We start from the raw sequence: 21,165 nt of genomic DNA on the forward strand, positions 1-21,165 counted from the left end.
ACCGGATCCCCCGGCTGCGAACTCTTCCCCGGCCGCGCCGACGCCGACGGCTCACCACCCTCCCCGGACGGCGACGCCGAGGCCGACGCCGACTTCCCCGGCCGCGCCTTCCCCCCGTGCTCGTGCTTTCCGTCACCCCCCGAACCGCCGTACCCGGAACCGCCCCCACCACCCCCCGGAGCACCGTCCGGCGCCTCACCCCCACGCTGCCCCGCCGAGTGCGCGGGCCGGGCCCGGCCGTCGTCGTCACCGACGCTCACACACCCCGCGGCCACGGACACCGCCAGCGCCGTGACGGCCAGACGGACGGGTACGTACAAGCGGCGCACGGCGGCCACCTCCGAAGGCGGGAAAGGAAGTCAACCTCCCCAACTCCCGCCGCCCGCAAGAGGACACGCACCGCCCCCGAACCCCCGCCCGCTCACCCGTAACCGAGCGCGTGCAGCCGGGCGTCGTCGATGCCGAAATGGTGCGCGATCTCATGCACCACCGTGACCTCCGTCTCGGCGACCACGTCCTCCCGCGACCCGCACATCCGCAGCGTCGGCCCCCGGTACACCGTGATCCGGTCCGGCAGCACCCCCGCGTACCACTCGCCCCGCTCCGTCAGCGGCGTCCCCTCGTACAGACCGAGCAGCTCCGGATCGTCGGCCGGCGGTTCGTCCTCGACGAACACCGCGACGTTGTCCATCAGCCGCATCAGCTCCGGGGGAATCCGGTCGAGCGCCTCGGCGACCAGTTCCTCGAACTCCTCGCGCGTCATCTCCAGCACACGGTCATTGTCCGGCACGAGACCGCCGCACGAGAGAGCCGGACCGCCGCATATCCACACCGGACCGTGGGCATACGGGCCCAATGGTCCGCGTCCCCGTCGCAGCCCTGAACCGCAGGCTCCACCGCAAACCCGACCGCACCCGCACCACCCCCGCCCTCCCCGACCTCGAACTCGCCGCCCGCCCCCGCCCCTGGCTCAACGCCCTCGGCCTCACCGCCGTGGTCCTCGCCGGCGCCTGGCTCGGCCTCCTCGTCGTCGGCAACGTGCGCGCCCCGGTCGGCCCGATGGACACCACCATGGCGCTGCGTCCCTCCCTCACCGGCGGCACGAAGATCAACGTCTCCCCGCTCGGCGCGCTGACCCTCGACAGCCACATCGCCCCCGTCCGCCTGGACGTCAACATCGACCAGCTCGACCCGCCCCGCGCCCAGGCCCTCGTCGACCACCCCGAACGCCTCTCCGGCCTCCAGGACGAGGTCGCCCACGACGTCGAACACGGCACCCTCGACCTGGCCCTGCGCTCCTGCGTCGCCGTCGTCACCGGCGCCACCGCCCTCGGCCTCGCCGTCTACCGCCGCCCCCGCCGCGCGATCACCGCCGGCGGCCTCGCCCTCACCCTGCTCGCGGCCTCCGGCGCCTGCGCCTACGCCACCTGGAACCCCAGGTCCGTCCTCGAACCCCGGTTCTCCGGCCTGCTCTCCTCGGCCCCGTCCGTGGTCGGCAACGCACGCAGCATCGTCACCGAGTTCGACGTCTACCAGCAGGAACTGGCCCGCCTCGTCACCAACGTGACCAAGCTCTACGACGTCACGTCCACCCTCCCCGCCTACCAGCCGGACCCCGCCACCCTGCGCGTCCTGCACGTCTCCGACATCCACCTCAACCCCGCGAGCTGGAAGATCATCGCCTCGCTCGTGAAGCAGTACAAGGTCGACGTCATCGTCGACTCCGGCGACACCATGGACCACGGCACGGCCGCCGAGAACGGCTTCCTCGACCCCATCCCCGACCTGGGCGCCCCCTACGTCTGGGTCCGCGGCAACCACGACTCGCGCGCCACCCAGCGCTACCTGGAACGCATGAAGAACGTCCACGTCCTGGACGACGGCCGCGCGCGCACCGTCGCCGGCCTGCGCTTCGCCGGGATCGGCGACCCCCAGTACACCCCCGACCGCTCGGTGGCCCCCGGCGGCGACGCGGCCGAACGCCTCGCCGGCGACCGCCTCGCCTCGGCCCTGCGCGACCAGCGGGCGGCCGGCACCCCGGTGGACGTGGCCATCGCCCACGAGCCCGTGGCGGCCCGGGAGACGGACGGCCAGGTGCCCCTCGTGCTCTGCGGCCACCTGCACCACGAGGGCACCGAGCTGCTGAAGTACGGCACCCGGCTGCGGATGGAGGGCTCGACCGGGGGCAGCGGGCTGCGCGCGGTGGAGGGCAAGTACCCCGACCCCATCCAGGCCTCGATCCTCTACGTCGACCGCGACAGCCACCGCCTGCAGGCCTGGGACGAGATCAAACTCGGCGGCCTCGGCCTGACCACGGCGGAGGTGAGCCGCCACCTCCCGGAGGACGTCCTCGCCCACCGCCGGACCGGCACCACACCGAGCCCGGGCACCGCCTCCCCGGCCACCCCGTAAACCGTTTTGGCGAACCCCGCCGCCATCCCATATGCTTCTCACGTCCCCGACGCGCTGAGAAGCGCGCAGGCGGGCCGATAGCCCTCATCGTCTAGCGGCCTAGGACGCCGCCCTTTCAAGGCGGTAGCACGGGTTCGAATCCCGTTGGGGGCACGCAATACCGTGTGCGACACTGTTGCACGCAAGAGCTTGGTCCTGTGGAGCAGTTTGGAGTGCTCGCCACCCTGTCAAGGTGGAGGCCGCGGGTTCAAATCCCGTCAGGACCGCTGAGGCTTCCCCGGAAGCCTCGTGGCTGGGTAGCTCAGTTGGTACGAGCGTCCGCCTGAAAAGCGGAAGGTCGCCGGTTCGACCCCGGCCCCAGCCACAACGAAGGCCCCGATCCCCGGATCGGGGCCTTGTTGTGTTCCGTGACCGCTTCGGTCCGGGTGCCCCGAGCCGGTGGCGGCCCGTGGGGCGGGGGCGCTACGTTCTCGCTGCTGGAGAGGGCTTGTGGGGGACGGGGGAACGATGGGCCGGGGCGAGGGGCGTGTGGTGCGGGACGTCGAGGTGGAGAAGTACCGGGCCCGGTACGGGCTGCTGGCCGTCGTGGTCAGCAATGTCGCGATCGCCGGGGTCGCCGCCTTCGGGGTGTGGCGGCTGGACGGGGACAAGTCCGTGATCGTCGGTGTGCTGACCGCCGCGTTCACCGCGGTGAGCAGCATGACCACCGCCTATCTGGGGATCAAGGCCGTGTCCAACACCGCGCGGGCGATCGCCCTCGGGGACCGGCCGGGCCGGGGAGAGCGGGCGGCGGCGTCCGCCGAGCCGCCCGCGTCCTAGGTCGTGTCCGCGAAGTCGCGTCGTTCGCCCGTGGGGCTGGCGTCGCGGCGTCCGGTGCGTGCTCTCGGGGTGCCGGCCGGATGCCCTCGTACTGGGTGTACTGGGGCTTTCGGCCGGTGCGGCGAGAGTGCGTGCCGGGCGTCGTGACGCAGGCGCGACTTCGCGGACACGGCCTAGGGCTTGTCCGCGCCGGGGGCGGGCGGAGCTTCGCCGGGCGGGGTCTGGCGGCCGCCCGGGTGGCGGTGGCGCCAGATGAGGAAGACCGCGCCGGAGACGACGGCCCACCCCACCAGCACGAGGAACGGGAAGGCGTGCTGGTGGCCGCGGAAGTAGACGGCGGTGTGCTGGGCGTTCACGGAGGCTCCCGGCGGCAGCCAGCGGCCGATGAGGCCGAGCGGGGAGGGCAGCAGGGGCCAGGAGACGGCGCCGCCGGACGAGGGGTTGCCGAGGAGGACCATCAGTCCCCAGGTGGGCAGCATGGCCCAGCGGCCTACCAGGGTGTTGAACATCGTGAACACCATGCCGCTGGCGAACATCGTCAGGGCGAGGATCAGCCAGGACTCCGCGAACGGCAGGTCCAGTGCGCCGAGCAGCCAGTCCACCACCGCGGCGATGGTGAACCCGCCCAGCACGCTGTATCCGGCGGTGTAGGCGATGCGTTCCGCCGGGTTCAGGGCCCGTGCGTGCACGCTGAGCTGGATGGAGCCGACGAAGCCGATGATCACCGCGGCGAGTGAGATGTAGAAGAGGGCGAGGCCGCGCGGGTCGCCCCGCTGCAGGGGCTTGAGGTCCCGCACCTTCACGGTTGTGCCGGTGGCCTCGCTGACCTGCACCGCGGCCTGGGCGAGGAGCTGGGAGACGGACGCCCCGGAGGCGGAGGAGACGTCCAGGATGATCGTGCGGCCGTCGGCGGGCGCCTCGAAGACCGCGAACACCTTCTGTTCGTCGACGGCCCGCACGGCGTCCGGCCGGTTGGCGTAGGGGTGGAGCGCGAGGGAGGCGTCCAGGGCGTGTTCCATGCCGTCGATGAACCGCCGGGCGGCCGGTTCGTCGTGGGGGCCGACGACGGCGGTGGGGATGGTGTGCGGGGTGGGGCTGGCCATCGCGTAGGTGTAGGAGCCGGCGAAGAGTCCGGCCACGGCGGCGAGGATCAGCAGCAGGACGGTGGCGGGCAGGAAGGGTGATTCGCGGAAGGCGGCCCAGCGTTCGGCCCAGGTGGGCGGCCGGCCGTGGGCGCCGTGCGGCGAATCGGACATATCGCTCACGCTAGTTCATCGGCCTCCTCTCCGGCGGCAGGCGGCCGCCCGCCCCGCACGCGGCGCGCGGAGGGCCCCGGCGCGGCCCGCGGGCAAATCGTTCGCCAGGGATTTCCGTGAGGTGAGATCCTGGACCGCGTATGTCTACGCATCCCGCCCCCGCCCTCGGCTCCCTCGCCCCCCGTCTGACCGAGCTTTCGCTGCGCGACGCGCACCGGCTCGGCCGGCGGCTCGAGGGCGCGCGCAAGATCCGTAAGCCGGAGGCCCGCGCGGCCGTCCTCGCCGAGATCGAGGGCGAGGTCGCCAGGGCCGAGGCCCGGATGGACGAGCGGCGCTCCCGTGTGCCCGCCGTCGGCTATCCGGAGCAACTGCCGGTCAGTCAGAAGAAGGACGAGATCGCGGCCGCCATCCGTGATCACCAGGTCGTGATCGTGGCCGGTGAGACGGGTTCGGGCAAGACGACCCAGATCCCGAAGATCTGCCTGGAGCTGGGCCGTGGTGTGCGCGGCATGATCGGGCACACGCAGCCGCGCCGGATCGCCGCGCGCACGGTCGCCGAGCGGGTCGCGGAGGAGCTGCGGACGCCGCTCGGGGAGGCCGTCGGCTGGAAGGTCCGTTTCACGGACCAGGTGAAGCAGGACGCCACGTTCATCAAGCTGATGACGGACGGCATCCTGCTCGCGGAGATCCAGACGGACCGTGAGCTGCGGGCCTACGACACGATCATCATCGACGAGGCCCACGAGCGGTCCCTGAACATCGACTTCCTGCTGGGTTATCTGGCGCAGCTGCTGCCGCGCCGGCCGGATCTGAAGGTCGTCATCACGTCCGCGACCATCGATCCCGAGCGCTTCTCCCGGCATTTCGGTGACGCGCCGATCGTGGAGGTCAGTGGGCGGACGTATCCGGTGGAGGTGCGGTATCGGCCGCTGCTGGAGGAGGACTCGGACGACGCGGACCGGGACCAGATCACCGCGATCACCGACGCCGTCGAGGAGCTGATGGCGGAGGGGAAGGGCGACATCCTCGTCTTCCTGTCGGGCGAGCGGGAGATCCGGGACACAGCGGACGCTCTGACCAGGAAGAACTACCGGTTCACGGAGATCCTGCCGCTGTACGCGCGGCTGTCGCACGCCGAGCAGCACCGGGTCTTCCAGCCGCACACCGGGCGCCGGATCGTGCTGGCGACGAACGTCGCGGAGACGTCCCTGACGGTGCCGGGGATCAAGTACGTGATCGACCCCGGTTTCGCCCGGATCTCCCGGTACAGCCACCGTACGAAGGTGCAGCGGCTGCCCATCGAGCCGGTGTCGCAGGCGAGCGCCAACCAGCGCAAGGGCCGCTGCGGCCGTACCTCGGACGGCATCTGCATCCGGTTGTACGGGGAGGACGACTTCCTCGCGCGGCCGGAGTTCACGGACGCGGAGATCCTGCGGACGAACCTGGCGAGCGTCATCCTGCAGATGACCGCGGCCGGCCTCGGCGACATCGAGAAGTTCCCGTTCATCGATCCGCCGGACCACCGCAATATCCGCGACGGTGTGCAGCTGCTGCAGGAGCTGGGCGCGCTGGACCCGGACCAGAAGGACCCGCGCAAGCGGCTGACGGACACCGGGCGCAAGCTGGCCCAGCTGCCGGTCGACCCGCGGCTGGCGCGGATGGTGCTGGAGGCCGACCGGAACGGCTGTGTCCGCGAGGTGATGGTGATCGCGGCCGCGCTGTCGATCCAGGACCCGCGGGAGCGTCCGGCGGAGAAGCAGGCCCAGGCGGACCAGCAGCACGCCCGGTTCAAGGACGAGACGAGCGACTTCCTGGCGTATCTGAACCTGTGGCGGTACGTCCGTGAGCAGCAGAAGGAGCGGGGTTCCAGCTCGTTCCGGCGGATGTGCAAGCAGGAGTACCTGAACTTCCTGCGGATCCGCGAGTGGCAGGACATCTACACCCAGCTGCGCACGGTGGCCAAGCAGATGGGCATCCATCTCGCCGAGGAGGAGGCCCCGGCCGACCGGATCCATGTGTCCCTGCTCGCCGGCCTGTTGTCCCACATCGGGATGAAGGACGTGAAGGACGGCAACAAGAACGAGTATCTGGGCGCCCGCAACGCCAAGTTCGCGGTGTTCCCGGGTTCGGCGCTGTTCCGCAAGCAGCCGAGGTTCGTGATGTCGGCTGAGCTGGTGGAGACGAGCCGGCTGTGGGCCCGGGTCAACGCGAAGATCGAGCCGGAGTGGGTGGAGCCGCTCGCGGGCCATCTGCTGAAGCGGACCTACAGCGAGCCGCACTGGGAGAAGGACCAGGCGGCGGTGATGGCGTTCGAGAAGGTGACGCTGTACGGCGTGCCGATCGTCGCCCAGCGGAAGGTGAACTACGGCCGGATCGACCCGGAGATCTCGCGGGAGCTGTTCATCCGCAACGCGCTGGTGGAGGGCGACTGGCGTACGCACCACAAGTTCTTCGCCGACAACCGCAGGCTGCTCAGCGAGGTCGAGGAGCTGGAGCACCGGGCGCGGCGCCGGGACATCGTCGTGGACGACGAGACGCTGTTCGACTTCTACGACCAGCGGGTGCCCGAACACGTGGTGTCCGGGGCGCATTTCGACTCCTGGTGGAAGCGGAAGCGGCACGAGCAGCCGGAGTTCCTGGACTTCGAGCGGGAGATGCTGATCCGGGAGTCGGCGGAGGCGGTCACCAAGGCCGACTATCCGGACACCTGGCGGCAGGGGCCGTTGAAGTTCCGGGTGACGTACCAGTTCGAGCCGGGTGCGGACGCGGACGGCGTCACGGTGCACATTCCGCTGCAGGTGCTGAACCAGGTCACCGACGAGGGCTTCGACTGGCAGATCCCGGGCCTGCGGGAGGAGGTGGTGACGGAGCTGATCCGTTCCCTCCCGAAGCCGGTCCGCCGCAACTACGTGCCGGCGCCGAACTACGCCCGGGCGGTCCTGGAGCGGGCGGTGCCGTTGCAGGAGCCGTTGACGGTGACGATGGCGCGTGAGCTGAGGCGCATGGTCGGTGTGCCGTTCGACGCGGAGGACTTCGACTGGTCGAAGGTTCCGGACCATCTGCGGATCACCTTCCGCATCGTCGACGAGCGGCGGCGCAAGCTCGCCGAGGACAAGGACCTGGAGGCGCTGCGGCTGAGTCTGAAGCCGAAGGCGCGCAAGGCGCTGTCGCAGGCCGCCGCGGCCACGGCCTCCCGGCAGGGCGGGGAGTCGCTGGAGCGCTCGGGTCTGACGGACTGGACGATCGGCGCGCTGAGCCGGGTCTTCGAGACGCGCCGGGCGGGGCAGCCGGTGAAGGCGTATCCGGCGCTGGTGGACGACGGCGACACGGTCTCGGTGCGGCTGTTCGACACGGAGGAGGAGCAGGCGGAGGCGATGTGGCGGGGTACCCGCCGGCTGATCCTGCGCAACATCCCGGTGAATCCGGCGAAGTTCGCGAGCGACCGCCTCACGAACGCGCAGAAGCTGGCTCTGTCCGCCAATCCGCACGGTTCCGTGCAGGCGCTCTTCGACGACTGCGCGATGGCGGCGGCGGACAAGCTGATCGGGGACTTCGGCGGGCCGGTGTGGGACGAGGAGTCGTACCGGAAGCTGTACGACAAGGTGCGCGCGGAGATCGTCGACACGACGGTCCGTGCGGTCGGGCAGGTGCAGCAGGTGCTGGCGGCCTGGCAGGCCTGTGAGCGCCGTCTGAAGGCCGTGCGCAGCCCCGCGCTGCTGGCGAACCTGGCGGACGTCCGCAAGCAGCTGGACGCGCTGGTGAAGCCCGGTTTCGTGACGTGGGCGGGGATAGGGCGGCTGCCGGACCTGATGCGCTACCTGGTGGCGGCGGACCGGCGTCTGCAGCAGATGCCGACGGGCGTCCAGCGGGACACCACCCGTATGGAGAAGGTCCACGAGATGCAGGACGAGTACGCCTGGCTGCTGGAGCAGCTCCCGCAGGGGCGGCCGGTGCCGCGGCAGGTGCTGGACATCCGCTGGATGATCGAGGAGCTGCGGGTGAGCTACTTCGCCCATGCGCTGGGCACGGCGTACCCGGTCTCGGACAAGCGGATCGTGAAGGCGATCGACGCGGCGGCTCCGTAGCCGGGCGGATACGGTGGGTGAGTTCGACCAGGGGGCTCACCCTCCTGTACAGTCCTTCTCGCAGCACAGCGCAACACCGAGTGCCGCGAAACCTGGTCCTGTGGAGCAGTTTGGAGTGCTCGCCACCCTGTCAAGGTGGAGGCCGCGGGTTCAAATCCCGTCAGGACCGCAAGTGAGAAGGGCCCCGAGAGGGGCCCTTCTTCTTTTTGCCGTCGCGCTGCCCGAGCGCTGCCCGCGTGCCGCCGCCGGGGGCGCGACTCCGGCCCCGCCCCGGCCGCTCCCCTGCCGCTCTCCGGGCCCTGAGGGGCCGCCCGCGCCCTTGACGGCGTCTTCCGCGCTCGGTACCCAGAAGGCAGGGCGTGTTCCGTCCCGGGGGCCCGTGGAGGTGGCGTATGGCGGCATCGGCCAGGCACGAGACGCGGGCGCTGCTGCGGGCGCATCTGTCGGCCGCCTCGTCCTACGGGCATCTCACGCGCCACTGCCCGGTCTGTCATCGCCTGCTGCGGCTGGTGCTGGACGCCGGCCCTTATTCCCAGGACGTGGACGAGGAGCCCGTCGCGGAGGAGCGGCCGCGCAGCGCCTGATCCTCGCCCGGGTGGTCCAACACCCGTATGTGCGGGGGGTGCTGGAGCACGCGGGGCCCCAATAGCGCACGCGTGCCGCAGGTTTCAAGCACCCTGGCGTGTGACGGGAGTCACCGCATGAGTTTTCAAAACTGCGGAACTTACCCCCCTCATACAACGGGTCGATTTAATATGTGCAATTGCACCGCCGTCGGAGTGCGCACACAGCCGATCCGACAGCCCTCCCCAGAGTCCGACAAGGACGCTCACAACCGCCGCACCGGCCCCGGACCAGCGCACAAAAAAGATCGCGCTGGACCCGGCGGAGTCCAGCGCGATCTACGACGCACCCTGTGTCGCTGCCAACAACGTTCTCTTCGGCTTGGGCGTGGGCCCTGTTGGGGCAGGTCCCGCGTCGCTTGGAGCTAGGGTTTCGGGCGCCTCGGCCTGTTGGGGGAACGACCGTTTCGCCCTGTTTTCAGTTGTTCAGGCCTCGCTGCGCTGCTGCGGGATGCCCGCGAGCAGTGCGCGGACCTCGGCTTCGCGGTAGCGGCGGTGCCCGCCGAGCGTACGGATCGACGTGAGCTTGCCGGCCTTCGCCCACCGCGTGACCGTCTTGGGGTCGACACGGAACATGGTGGCGACCTCAGCCGGGGTCAGCAGCGGCTCGGCATCAGGGGTGCGAGCGGTCATGAGCGGCCTCCTCGGGAGAACCGAACCTTCTCGGTTCTTTCCTCTAAATTCTGCACCTTGACCCGCGTTGCCCGAAATGGTGGACGCGGGTCGAGTCGGTTATAGGACGAACGGCTTGTCCTCGGCACTACAACTACACCATCTGTCCAGCCGCGTCGGCCAAACCGATGGAATTGCCCTCCCAGGTGTTCATCAGCGACGGAAGCCGATGGACCATGCCATAGCGGACAGTCACGCCTCTGTGACGATCAGTCACAGCGGCGATCAGGAGTCACCAGACCCCCTATAGCGTGCAATGCGGAGAATCCGCCCATGATGGAGCATAGTTGAGCGGAGGAGCCCTCCCCGGACTCCTTGTCCTATTTTGGCATGAGGGGTGGCAACCAGGGCAAGGCACTTGTAAGTGCTGTCCATCACCCTTGGGACATAAGCCCGGATCGGGACCAACATCCCGTCAGGTGGTCCAAGTGACCTGAACCGTACGCTGTTCGGGGCGATTCGGACCGTGACGTACGTCACTCAGTTCGCGGAGCGCCGGTCCCGTACCGTCCGCCACCGCTCCACCAGCCGTCCGTACGCCTCACCGGCGGCCGCCCCGTCGCCGCGGCGCAGCGCCTCCATGCCGTCCGCCACGTCCGCCGCCGAGTGGTCGTCGGCCAGCTCCCCGGCCGGCACCGCGTGCACCAGGCCGCCGTAGTCCAGCTCGACCACCGAGCGCGGGTGGAACTCCTCCAGCCAGCGGCCGACGTCCACCAGCCCGTCGATCAGCGGCCCTTCCTGGATGGTGTCCTTCAGCGTGCGCAGCGCCCGGGCCACCCGCCGCCGGGCCTGCACCATCGGGGTGCGGTAGCGCAGCATCGCCGGCACCTCGCCGGACGCCTCGTCGTACCGCCGCTCCTCGTCGGCGACCAGCACGAACCAGTTCAGCGGGATCTGCCAGGTCGCGGTGCGGATCCAGGGGCGGGCGTCGGGGTTGCGGGCCAGCCAGCGCTCGTAGTCCTGGGCGGCCTGGCGCCGCACCACCGGCGGCAGCACCGCGTCCAGCACGGGCGGGGGCAGCTCCTCGCCGAGGCCCTCCAGGGCCAGCCAGCCGCGCAGCCGGGTCCGCCAGGGGCAGACGCAGAGCACCCCGTCGGTCTCCAGCACGAAGGCGTCGCCGCTCTCGTGCACCGGTACCGGGACCGGCGGTGTGGGCAGCAAGTCGGCGAGCGACCGGCGCAGTTCGTCCTGGTAGGAAGGGCGGTCCGGGCGCCGGGCGTAGCGGGCCCAGTGGGTGCGTTCCGGCTCCGGGAAGGCGGTCAGCGGCTCGTAGACACGCAGGTACGCGGCATACGGGACGACCACCGAGGACACCTTGGGCACGCCTGCTCCCTCCCCATCGGGCCCGGCTCGAAACCACACCAAATCGTTTCACGGCGATACGTGCGTACACGGCCCCAGAGAGTGATCCTGAACACTGCGCGGATGGTGAGGGACCCGAGGCTCTACGCTCATGCCACGACCCCGCCACCCGTACGGGGCCGCACCCCACTCGCCGCTACTTACACAGGAGTCACCACAGTGACCGACGTAACCGGCGCGCCTGCTGATGTCCTGCACACCCTGTTCCAGTCGGACCAGGGCGGCCATGAGCAGGTCGTGCTCTGCCAGGACCGCGCCAGCGGTCTCAGGGCCGTGATCGCCCTCCACTCCACCGCTCTGGGCCCGGCCCTCGGCGGTACGCGCTTCTACCCCTACGCCACCGAGGCCGCGGCCGTCGCCGACGCCCTGAACCTCGCGCGCGGGATGTCGTACAAGAACGCCATGGCCGGTCTGGACCACGGCGGCGGGAAGGCCGTGATCATCGGCGACCCGGAGCGCGACAAGACCGAGGAGCTGCTGCTCGCCTACGGTCGCATGGTCGCCTCGCTCGGCGGGCGCTACGTCACCGCCTGCGACGTCGGCACGTACGTCGCCGACATGGACGTCGTCGCCCGCGAGTGCCGCTGGACCACCGGCCGCTCCCCCGAGAACGGCGGCGCCGGCGACTCCTCCGTGCTCACCGCCTTCGGCGTCTACCAGGGCATGCGCGCCTCCGCCCAGCACCTGTGGGGCGACCCGGTGCTGCGTGGCCGCAAGGTCGGCATCGCCGGCGTCGGCAAGGTCGGGCACCACCTGGTCCGGCACCTGCTGGACGAGGGCGCCGAGGTCGTGATCACGGACGTGCGCGCGGAGGCCGTCCAGCGCGTCCTCGACCAGCACCCCGAGGTGACGGCGGTCGCCGACACCGAGGCGCTGATCCGGGTCGAGGGGCTCGACGTCTACGCCCCGTGCGCGCTCGGCGGCGCCCTGAACGACCTGTCCGTGCCGGTGCTCACCGCCCAGGTGGTCTGCGGCGCGGCCAACAACCAGCTCGCCCACCCGGGCGTGGAGAAGGACCTCGCCGACCGCGGGATCCTCTACGCGCCGGACTACGTCGTGAACGCCGGCGGGGTCATCCAGGTGGCGGACGAGCTGCACGGGTTCGACTTCGACCGGTGCAAGGCCAAGGCGGCGAAGATCTTCGACACCACCCTGGCGATCTTCGCACGTGCGAAGGACGACGGGATTCCGCCGGCCGCGGCGGCCGACCGGATCGCCGAGCAGCGGATGGCCGAGGCCCGCGCGGGCCGCTGATTCGGGCCCCCGCAGGACTCCGGTCGCCGCGATCGGACGTCCGATCGCACAGGTGAGCGGTACCCGCCGGCGGGAACGTGGAGAGAACTCTCACTTCCGTCGGCGGGTCGTACCCCGATAAGTGGTTAAAATCGCCATTGACCAGCGAGGACGGGGCGCCTCGAGGGTCCTGTGCACACGCGCGTGCTGCGGGCGACGTACCGTATGGGCGCGGGCTCAGGTACCGTGGAAGCCCTACGGACCGGCCTCTCCACGGAGGGCCCGTTCCGATCATGAACGCGTGTCAGACTCTGGGGCCGTCGAGCCCCGTCACCGAGGGGGTCGAGCCATGGGGCGCGGCCGGGCCAAGGCCAAGCAGACAAAGGTCGCCCGCCAGCTGAAGTACAACAGCGGTGGGACTGACCTGTCACGTCTGGCCAATGAACTGGGCGCATCGACTTCGAGCCAGCCGCCGAACGGCGAGCCGTTCGAGGACGATGAGGACGAAGACGACGACCTGTACTCGCGCTACGCCGACCTCTATGAGGACGACGAGGACGAGGACGAGGGTCCTTCACAACATCGTCGCGGCGCTTGACCTTGCTTTGAGCACGTATCCGGTCGGTGGCACAGCCACCGACCGGCTTCTGTGCTGTCCGCGGGTTCAGACCGCGTAGTCCCCGACCAGCTCGGCGCCGGTCTCCTTGTCGCCGCGCTCGGTGATCTCACCGGCGACCCACGCGTCGACCCCGCGGTCGGCCAGGGTCGCGAGGGCCACGTCCGTCGACTCCTCGGGAACGATCGCGATCATGCCGACGCCCATGTTGAGCGTCTTCTCCAGCTCCAGGCGCTCGACGTCGCCGGTCCGGCCGACGAGGTCGAACACCGCGCCCGGGGTCCAGGTGGAGCGGTCGACCACGGCGTGCAGCGCGTCGGGGACGACCCGGGCCAGGTTGGCCGCGAGTCCGCCGCCGGTGACGTGGCTGTACGCGTGCACCTCGGTGGTGCGGGTCAGGGCCAGGCAGTCCAGCGAGTAGATCTTGGTGGGCTCCAGCAGCTCCTCGCCGAGGGTGCGGCCCAGCTCGGCCACCTCGGACTCGAGGGCCAGGCCCGCGCGGTCCAGCAGCACATGGCGGACCAGGGAGTACCCGTTGGAGTGAAGCCCGGAGGACGCCATGGCGATCACGGCGTCACCCTTGCGGATACGATCCGGGCCGAGCAGCCGGTCGGCCTCCACGACACCGGTGCCCGCGCCGGCGACGTCGAAGTCGTCCTCGCCCAGCAGACCCGGGTGCTCCGCCGTCTCGCCGCCCACCAGGGCGCAGCCGGCCAGGACGCAGCCCTCCGCGATGCCCTTCACGATCGCCGCGACACGCTCGGGGTGCACCTTGCCGACGCAGATGTAGTCCGTCATGAACAGCGGCTCGGCGCCGCACACCACGATGTCGTCCATGACCATCGCGACCAGGTCGTGGCCGATGGTGTCGTAGACCCCCAGCCGGCGGGCGATGTCGACCTTCGTGCCGACGCCGTCGGTGGCGGAGGCGAGCAGCGGGCGCTCGTAGCGCTTGAGGGCGGAGGCGTCGAAGAGCCCGGCGAAGCCGCCGATGCCGCCCAGCACCTCGGGGCGCCGGGTCTTCTTCACCCACTCCTTCATGAGTTCCACGGCGCGGTCGCCCGCCTCGATGTCGACGCCCGCCGCTGCGTAGCTGGCACCAGTTGTCTCAGACATGACTGTGAGAGCTTTCGTGTCGTACTGCAGGGGTGTTACGGGCGCCGGATCGCGTCGGAGGCGGCCGTGGCGGCCGGGCCGGCCGCGAGCTCGGTCTCCAGGAGCTGCTTGCCGAGCAGCTCCGGGTCCGGCAGGTCCATCGGGTACTCGCCGTCGAAGCAGGCGCGGCACAGGTCCGGCTTGGCGATGGTGGTCGCCTCGATCATGCCGTCGATGGAGATGTAGGCCAGCGAGTCGGCGCCGAGCGAGGTGCCGATCTCGTCGATGGTCATCCCGTTGGCGATCAGCTCCGCGCGCGTGGCGAAGTCGATGCCGAAGAAGCAGGGCCACTTCACGGGCGGGGAGGAGATCCGGATGTGGACCTCGGCCGCGCCCGCCTCGCGCAGCATGCGGACCAGGGCCCGCTGGGTGTTGCCGCGCACGATGGAGTCGTCGACGACGACCAGCCGCTTGCCCTTGATGACTTCCTTCAGGGGGTTCAGCTTCAGGCGGATGCCGAGCTGGCGGATGGTCTGCGAGGGCTGGATGAAGGTCCGGCCGACGTAGGCGTTCTTCACCAGGCCGGCGCCGAACGGGATGCCGGAGGCCTCCGCGTAGCCGATGGCGGCCGGGGTGCCGGATTCCGGGGTCGCTATGACCAGGTCGGCCTCGGCCGGGGCCTCCTTGGCGAGGCGGCGGCCCATCTCCACGCGGGAGAGGTACACGTTCCGGCCGGCGATGTCGGTGTCCGGGCGGGCCAGGTACACGTACTCGAACACACAGCCCTTGGGCTTCGCTTCCGCGAATCGGGAGGTGCGCAGGCCGTTCTCGTCGATGGCGACGAACTCGCCCGGCTCGATCTCCCGCACGAAGCTGGCGCCGCAGATGTCGAGGGCGGCGGACTCGGAGGCGACCACCCAGCCGCGCTCCAGCCGGCCGAGGACCAGCGGGCGGATGCCCTGCGGGTCACGGGCGGCGTAGAGGGTGTGCTCGTCCATGAAGACGAGGCTGAAGGCGCCCTTGACCCGCGGGAGGACCGCGTGGGCGGCCTCCTCGATGGTCAGCGGCTTGCCGTCCTCGTCGACCTGCGCGGCCAGCAGGGCCGTCAGCAGGTCGGTGTCGTTGGTGGCCGCGACCCGGGTGGAGCGGCCGTTGTTGTCCTTGGGCAGGTCGGCGACCATCTCGGCGAGCTGCGCCGTGTTGACCAGGTTGCCGTTGTGGCCGAGCGCGATCGAGCCGTGCGCGGTGGCGCGGAACGTCGGCTGGGCGTTCTCCCACACGGATGCGCCGGTGGTCGAGTAGCGGGCGTGTCCGACCGCGATGTGACCCTGGAGCGAACCGAGCGAGGTCTCGTCGAAGACCTGGGAGACCAGGCCCATGTCCTTGAAGACGAGGATCTGGGAGCCGTTGCTGACCGCGATTCCCGCGGATTCCTGACCCCGGTGCTGGAGGGCGTAGAGCCCGAAGTAAGTGAGCTTTGCGACCTCTTCACCCGGAGCCCAGACACCGAAGACGCCGCAAGCGTCCTGGGGGCCCTTCTCGCCGGGAAGCAGATCGTGATTGAGTCGACCGTCACCACGTGGCACGGCTCCGAGTGTAGGCGAGGTCGACCACTGGTCCGAATTGGGGATGCCCGGCCACCCTGGAGCGGCGTTTACCGATCACCTTGGCGGTTTCCCGGTTTTCGCAGGTCAGCGCTCTGTCATGCGGTGAGGATCGGGCGTGGGCCCGCTCCCCCGGGTCGCACTCCACGGCTTTCTGCGGGGTGCGCGAGTGAGGTGTCGCACATCATTCGCGGGCGGCGCGGCTGAGGTGCAGCCGGTCGCCGTCGCCGTCGGTGAGCGTCAGCTTCCCGTCCGCCGCCCTGGCGGTGATGGTGCCGGTGGTGAGGAAGCGGGCGAAGGCGCGCTCGAAGGTCATGCGGTCCTCGCCGCAGGCCATCTTGGTGGAGCGGATGTCGCCGAACGTGATCCGGTCGCCGTGGACGGTGGCCCGGGCGCCGAAGCCGTTGCAGCCGAGGTTGCCTGCCGCCTTCCCGTCGGCGTCGATCCGCAGGCGCGCGGTGGCGGGCGCCCGCAGGGTGGCGCCGCCTGCGGTGAGGCCGTCGACCCGCCAGTCGACGCCGGTCACGGTGTGCCGTGCGCCGGCCGAGCCGCTGTTCGCCTGCCCGGCGGGCGTGCTGCCACAGGCCACCGTGAGCGGGACGAGCACGGCGGCCGCTGTCAGGGACATGCGCTGCTTGTACCGGTTCATACGGATTCGACGCGGCACCCCGGCCGTCGGTTCCGTCACGCCATGAGCGGCAGCAGCTCCCCGATGCCGGCCCGCTCTCCGCTGGCGCTGACCAGCGCCCCGGCGACGGCGTCCGCGAAGTCCAGCCGGCCGGTGGCCAGCCGGATCCAGGTCAGCGGATCGGTCTCCACGACGCTGGGCGGGGTCCCCCGGGTGTGCCGGGGCCCTTCCACGCACTGCACCACGGCGTACGGCGGCACCCGCACCTCCGTGGAGGCGCCGGGGGCCTTCACGGCGAGGGCGTCGGCGAGGAGCCGGGTGGCGGCGGCCAGCGCCTGGCGGTCGAAGGGCGTCTCCAGGCCGGGCACGGCGGCGTTGAGGTCGTCGGTGTGCACGACGAGTTCCACGGCCCGCGTGACGAGGTAGTCGTCCATCGGGAGGGCGCCCGCGTTGGTCCGCAGGAGCCGGCCGCCGGGGTGGGCGTCGAGCAGGGTGCGCAGGCCCGCGTCGACCTCGGCGAGGTAGGCGTCGAGGTCGGGCCGCTCGGTGACCAGGCCGCGGGTGAACTCATCGATCGCGGCCGAGTTCGCGGCGGTGGCGAACGGCCACTCGGCGACCGGGACGTCCTGCTTCGGCGGGGCCGGCAGCTCCGCGGCCCGGTGGACCGCGGTGACGGCCATGCCGATGTGCGCGACCAGCTCCCGTACGGTCCACGAGCCGAGCCGGGTGGGCAGGGCGAGCTGCTCGGGGCCCAGGCCCCGGACGGCCTCCCGTACGTTGCCGAGCTGGGCGAGGACCGCGGCACGGGTCCTGGCGGGGTCATAGGCGCGAGCACGCCTCTTGGCCGGAGACATGCCAGTGACCCTATGCCGCGAGAGGGCCCGGGATCAGCCGGTTTCCGCCCGGTGAGCCACTCGCCCCGCCGCACGGGGCTTCAGGCCGTCCTCCGAAGCACGGCAGGCGGAGCCGAGGAAGCCAGGGGGTGCGCGCGGCCCGGGGCGCCGGCCCTCCTCCGACGCACCGCGGGCGGCTCGACCGCGTCCGGGGGCGTCGGTGGCCACGGCCGGGCGACTCGCCGTCGCGCCGGTCTCTCCCGGGCGCTCTTCCGGGCCGGGCCGAAGGCCTGCTTCCGGGGTCGCCGGGACCCGTACGGCACCGGTCGGGCGCTCCTCAGCCACTCCACAGGGGCGCGGGGCGCTCGGCGACCCGGGAACGCGTGCAGGCCCCGTCCGGGGGGCCGGGCGGGGCCTGCGAGGGCGCGGGTGAAGGGTTACGCCAGGAGGGCCGGGATCGTCGCCTCGTGGGCCTCGCGCAGTTCGGCGAGGGTGAGCGCGAACTCGCCCTGGACCTCGACCGAGTCGCCGTCCACGACGCCGACGCGGGTGACCGGGAGGCCGCGTGCGCCGCACATGTCGTTGAAGCGCACCTCCTCCGAGCGCGGCACGGCGACGACGGCGCGGCCGGCCGACTCGGAGAAGAGGAAGGTGAAGGCGTCCAGGCCGTCCGGGACGACCAGGCGCGCTCCCTTCCCGCCGAGCAGCGCCGACTCCACGACCGCCTGGACCAGACCGCCGTCGGACAGGTCGTGCGCGGAGTCGATCATGCCGTCGCGGGAGGCGGAGATCAGGATCTCGGCCAGCAGCCGCTCGCGCTCCAGGTCGACCTTCGGGGGCAGGCCGCCGAGGTGGTCGTGGACCACCTGGGACCAGGCCGAGCCGCCGAACTCCTCACGCGTGTCGCCGAGGAGGTACAGGAGCTGGCCGTCCTCCTGGAAGGCGACCGGGGTGCGGCGGGCCACGTCGTCGATGACGCCGAGGACGGCGACCACCGGCGTCGGGTGGATGGCCGCCTCACCGGTCTGGTTGTAGAGCGAGACGTTGCCGCCGGTCACCGGCGTGCCGAGCTGCAGGCAGCCGTCCGCGAGCCCGCGGATGGCCTCCGCGAACTGCCACATCACCGCCGGGTCCTCGGGCGAGCCGAAGTTCAGGCAGTCGGAGACGGCGAGCGGCCTGGCGCCGGTCGTCGCCACGTTCCGGTAGGCCTCGGCGAGGGCGAGCTGGGCCCCCGTGTACGGGTCCAGCTTCGCGTACCGGCCGTTGCCGTCCGTCGCGATGGCGACGCCGAGACCGGTCTCCTCGTCGATGCGGATCATGCCGGAGTCCTCGGGCTGGGCGAGGACGGTGTTGCCCTGCACGAAGTGGTCGTACTGCGAGGTGATCCACTTCTTGGAGGCCTGGTTGGGGGAGGAGACCAGCTTCAGGACCTGGTCCTTCAGCTCCTCGCCCGTCGCCGGCCGCGGCAGCTTGTTCGCGTCGTCCGCCTGGAGCTCGTCCTGCCAGGACGGGCGGGCGTACGGGCGCTCGTAGGTCGGACCCTCGTGGGCGACCGTGCGCGGGTCGACGTCGACGATCTTGCCGCCGTGCCAGAAGATCTCCAGCCGGTCGCCGTCGGTGACCTCGCCGATGACGGTGGCGATGACGTCCCACTTGTCGCAGATCTCGAGGAACCGGTCCACCTTCTCCGGCTCGACCACCGCGCACATGCGCTCCTGCGACTCGCTCATGAGGATCTCCTCGGGCGAGAGCGTGGAGTCGCGCAGCGGTACGTCGTCGAGGGTGACGCGCATGCCGCCGGAGCCGTTCGAGGCCAGCTCGGACGTGGCGCAGGACAGACCGGCCGCGCCGAGGTCCTGGATGCCGACGACCAGCTTCTCCTTGAACGCCTCCAGGGTGCACTCGATGAGGAGCTTCTCCTGGAAGGGGTCGCCGACCTGGACGGCGGGGCGCTTGGAGGGCTTGGCGTCGTCGAAGGTCTCGGAGGCGAGGATGGAGGCGCCGCCGATGCCGTCGCCGCCGGTCCGGGCGCCGTACAGGATGACCTTGTTGCCCGCGCCGGACGCCTTGGCGAGGTGGATGTCCTCGTGCCGCATCACACCGATGGCACCGGCGTTGACCAGCGGATTGCCCTGGTAGCAGGCGTCGAAGACGACCTCGCCGCCGATGTTGGGCAGGCCCAGGCAGTTGCCGTAGCCGCCGATGCCGGCGACGACGCCGGGCAGCACGCGCTTGGTGTCGGGGTGGTCGGCCGCGCCGAAGCGCAGCGGGTCGACCACGGCCACCGGGCGCGCGCCCATCGCGATGATGTCGCGCACGATGCCGCCGACACCCGTGGCCGCGCCCTGGTAGGGCTCGACGTACGACGGGTGGTTGTGCGACTCGACCTTGAAGGTGACCGCGTAGCCCTGGCCGACGTCGACCACGCCGGCGTTCTCGCCGATGCCGACGAGCAGCGCGTCCGACTGGGGCGCCTTCTCGCCGAACTGGCGCAGGTGGACCTTGGAGGACTTGTACGAGCAGTGCTCGGACCACATGACCGAGTACATGGCGAGTTCGGCGCCGGTCGGGCGGCGGCCGAGGATCTCCACCACCCGCTCGTACTCGTCCTTCTTGAGGCCGAGTTCGGCCCAGGGCAGCTCGACGTCGGGGGTCGCGGCCGCGTGCTCGACCGTGTCCAGAGGCGTCCGGCTCATGCGTTGACCAGCTTCTTGAGGATCGAGGTGAAGAAGGGGAGGCCGTCGGTACGGCCCGTACCGATCAGCGGCTCGACGGCGTGCTCGGGGTGCGGCATCAGGCCGACGACGTTCCCGGCCTCGTTGGTGATGCCGGCGATGTCGTTGAGCGAGCCGTTCGGGTTGACGTCGAGGTACCGGAACGCGACCCGGCCCTCCGCCTCCAGCTTGTCCAGCGTGTACTGGTCGGCCACGTAGCGGCCGTCCATGTTCTTCAGCGGGATGTGGATCTCCTGGCCCTGGCGGTAGTCGCCGGTCCACGCCGTCTCCGCGTTCTCCACCCGCAGCCTCTGGTCGCGGCAGATGAAGTGGAGGTGGTCGTTGCCGAGCATGCCGCCCGGCAGGAGGTGGGCCTCGGTGAGGACCTGGAAGCCGTTGCAGATGCCGAGGACCGGAAGTCCGGCCTTCGCCTGCTCGATGACCGTCTCCATCACCGGCGAGAAGCGGGAGATGGCGCCGGCCCGCAGATAGTCGCCGTAGGAGAAACCGCCGGGCAGCACCACGGCGTCGACCTGCTTGAGGTCCTTGTCCTTGTGCCACAGCGCGACCGGTTCGGCACCCGCGATGCGGATCGCGCGCTGGGTGTCCCGGTCATCAAGACTTCCCGGGAAAGTGACGACGCCAATACGAGCGGTCACTTGGCCGCCTCCGCGACTTCCGCACCCTCTTCCACCTTGACGATGAAGTCCTCGATCACCGTGTTGGCGAGGAAGGATTCCGCAAGATCGTGGATGCGGGCGAGCACGGCCTCGTCGACCGGCCCGTCAACTTCCAGTTCGAAACGCTTTCCCTGACGGACGTCCGAGATCCCCTCGAAACCCAGGCGCGGCAGCGCACGCTGGACCGCCTGGCCCTGGGGGTCGAGGATCTCCGGCTTGAGCATGACGTCGACTACGACGCGTGCCACTGGCACTCCCGGTGTGTGGTGCTGAGCAGGTTCCTTCAGACTACCCGCACAAAATTTCTACGCGAGTAGAGTTGTAGGAAACTACGTGAGCCGCATCACGATCGGGTGACAGGGGCGCTCCCTCGCGAAAAGTTCTGGGAAAGTTCCACAGACCCACCCACGACATCTATTGCACGGGGACACGCGGGCGGATTTAGTCGGGCTTCACTTTGCATTGCCGGGCACTGTACAAATGAATTGGCAATAGCCGATACTCGGCACGTCATCGCTGGATGAGCTGTATCG

17 protein-coding genes and 4 tRNA genes are annotated in these 21,165 nt (G+C 70.6%); 10 read left to right on the forward strand and 11 right to left on the reverse strand.

The window, feature by feature from the left end; all coding sequences use genetic code 11:
- Positions 1-421: 421 nt before the first annotated feature.
- Positions 422-772, reverse strand: a complete 351-nt coding sequence (locus ACZ7JA_RS08880; protein ID WP_351661397.1) for a metallopeptidase family protein — start codon at positions 770-772, stop codon at positions 422-424.
- Between the two features lie 83 nt (positions 773-855).
- Between ACZ7JA_RS08880 and ACZ7JA_RS08885 the strand changes: the two genes are divergently transcribed.
- From ACZ7JA_RS08885 to ACZ7JA_RS08905, 5 genes are all read left to right on the forward strand, one after another.
- Complete coding sequence (locus tag ACZ7JA_RS08885) at positions 856-2,412, forward strand: metallophosphoesterase family protein (protein ID WP_351661399.1); 1,557 nt, start codon at positions 856-858, stop codon at positions 2,410-2,412.
- An 80-nt stretch (positions 2,413-2,492) separates the two neighbouring features.
- Positions 2,493-2,565, forward strand: a tRNA-Glu gene (locus tag ACZ7JA_RS08890).
- Positions 2,566-2,603: 38 nt separating this feature from the next.
- Positions 2,604-2,678, forward strand: a tRNA-Asp gene (locus tag ACZ7JA_RS08895).
- A gap of 24 nt (positions 2,679-2,702) precedes the next feature.
- Positions 2,703-2,776, forward strand: a tRNA-Phe gene (locus ACZ7JA_RS08900).
- A 143-nt stretch (positions 2,777-2,919) separates the two neighbouring features.
- Positions 2,920-3,231, forward strand: coding sequence for a hypothetical protein (locus ACZ7JA_RS08905; RefSeq protein ID WP_351661401.1), 312 nt, complete (start codon positions 2,920-2,922; stop codon positions 3,229-3,231).
- Between the two features lie 173 nt (positions 3,232-3,404).
- Here the strand turns inward: ACZ7JA_RS08905 and ACZ7JA_RS08910 are convergent, their stop codons facing one another.
- Positions 3,405-4,487, reverse strand: a complete 1,083-nt coding sequence (locus ACZ7JA_RS08910) for an ABC-2 transporter permease (protein WP_470807780.1) — start codon at positions 4,485-4,487, stop codon at positions 3,405-3,407.
- A gap of 140 nt (positions 4,488-4,627) precedes the next feature.
- On the opposite strand from ACZ7JA_RS08910, the gene hrpA reads away from it, so the two are divergent.
- The 3 genes from hrpA to ACZ7JA_RS08925 all read left to right on the forward strand — a co-directional run bounded on the left by hrpA (position 4,628) and on the right by ACZ7JA_RS08925 (position 9,156).
- Entirely contained in the window at positions 4,628-8,572 is a 3,945-nt protein-coding gene (hrpA, locus tag ACZ7JA_RS08915; protein WP_470807781.1) for an ATP-dependent RNA helicase HrpA, read from the forward strand.
- A 94-nt stretch (positions 8,573-8,666) separates the two neighbouring features.
- Positions 8,667-8,741: transfer RNA gene (locus tag ACZ7JA_RS08920), tRNA-Asp, on the forward strand.
- A 223-nt stretch (positions 8,742-8,964) separates the two neighbouring features.
- Positions 8,965-9,156 (forward strand): DUF6274 family protein, encoded by a 192-nt coding sequence (locus ACZ7JA_RS08925; protein WP_351661406.1) that lies wholly within the window; start codon positions 8,965-8,967, stop codon positions 9,154-9,156.
- 465 nt (positions 9,157-9,621) lie between these two features.
- Here ACZ7JA_RS08925 and bldC read toward each other — a convergent pair whose 3' ends face one another.
- On the reverse strand, positions 9,622-9,828 hold the full coding sequence (gene bldC / locus ACZ7JA_RS08930; RefSeq protein ID WP_003949541.1) for a developmental transcriptional regulator BldC: 207 nt from the start codon (positions 9,826-9,828) through the stop codon (positions 9,622-9,624).
- Positions 9,829-10,347: 519 nt separating this feature from the next.
- Positions 10,348-11,190, reverse strand: a complete 843-nt coding sequence (locus tag ACZ7JA_RS08935) for a DUF8083 family protein (RefSeq protein WP_470807782.1) — start codon at positions 11,188-11,190, stop codon at positions 10,348-10,350.
- 198 nt (positions 11,191-11,388) lie between these two features.
- On the opposite strand from ACZ7JA_RS08935, the gene ACZ7JA_RS08940 reads away from it, so the two are divergent.
- Positions 11,389-12,483 carry a Leu/Phe/Val dehydrogenase gene (locus ACZ7JA_RS08940; RefSeq protein ID WP_351661410.1) on the forward strand — a complete coding sequence of 365 codons (1,095 nt, stop codon included), beginning with the start codon at positions 11,389-11,391 and terminating at the stop codon, positions 12,481-12,483.
- A 328-nt stretch (positions 12,484-12,811) separates the two neighbouring features.
- Positions 12,812-13,060 (forward strand): DUF3073 domain-containing protein, encoded by a 249-nt coding sequence (locus tag ACZ7JA_RS08945; protein WP_199211120.1) that lies wholly within the window; start codon positions 12,812-12,814, stop codon positions 13,058-13,060.
- A 66-nt stretch (positions 13,061-13,126) separates the two neighbouring features.
- Here the strand turns inward: ACZ7JA_RS08945 and purM are convergent, their stop codons facing one another.
- From purM to purS, 7 genes are all read right to left on the reverse strand, one after another.
- Positions 13,127-14,194 carry a phosphoribosylformylglycinamidine cyclo-ligase gene (gene purM / locus ACZ7JA_RS08950; protein WP_351661414.1) on the reverse strand — a complete coding sequence of 356 codons (1,068 nt, stop codon included), beginning with the start codon at positions 14,192-14,194 and terminating at the stop codon, positions 13,127-13,129.
- A 35-nt stretch (positions 14,195-14,229) separates the two neighbouring features.
- A complete protein-coding gene (purF, locus tag ACZ7JA_RS08955) occupies positions 14,230-15,759 on the reverse strand; it encodes an amidophosphoribosyltransferase (RefSeq protein ID WP_351661416.1) in 1,530 nt (509 codons plus the stop codon).
- 202 nt (positions 15,760-15,961) lie between these two features.
- Entirely contained in the window at positions 15,962-16,405 is a 444-nt protein-coding gene (locus ACZ7JA_RS08960; RefSeq protein WP_351661419.1) for an META domain-containing protein, read from the reverse strand.
- Positions 16,406-16,461: 56 nt separating this feature from the next.
- Positions 16,462-17,259, reverse strand: a complete 798-nt coding sequence (locus ACZ7JA_RS08965; protein ID WP_351661422.1) for a maleylpyruvate isomerase family mycothiol-dependent enzyme — start codon at positions 17,257-17,259, stop codon at positions 16,462-16,464.
- A 416-nt stretch (positions 17,260-17,675) separates the two neighbouring features.
- Positions 17,676-19,934, reverse strand: coding sequence for a phosphoribosylformylglycinamidine synthase subunit PurL (gene purL, locus ACZ7JA_RS08970; RefSeq protein ID WP_389299996.1), 2,259 nt, complete (start codon positions 19,932-19,934; stop codon positions 17,676-17,678).
- The gene (gene purQ / locus ACZ7JA_RS08975; protein WP_351661428.1) at positions 19,931-20,611 is read right to left on the reverse strand and encodes a phosphoribosylformylglycinamidine synthase subunit PurQ; all 681 of its coding nucleotides are present in this window, start codon (positions 20,609-20,611) and stop codon (positions 19,931-19,933) included. The genes purL and purQ overlap by 4 nt, the downstream gene beginning before the upstream one ends.
- Positions 20,608-20,880 (reverse strand): phosphoribosylformylglycinamidine synthase subunit PurS, encoded by a 273-nt coding sequence (gene purS / locus ACZ7JA_RS08980; protein WP_250404436.1) that lies wholly within the window; start codon positions 20,878-20,880, stop codon positions 20,608-20,610. The genes purQ and purS overlap by 4 nt, the downstream gene beginning before the upstream one ends.
- Positions 20,881-21,165 lie beyond the last annotated feature (285 nt).

It is taken from the genome of Streptomyces sp. NPDC038135 (genome assembly GCF_055601245.1).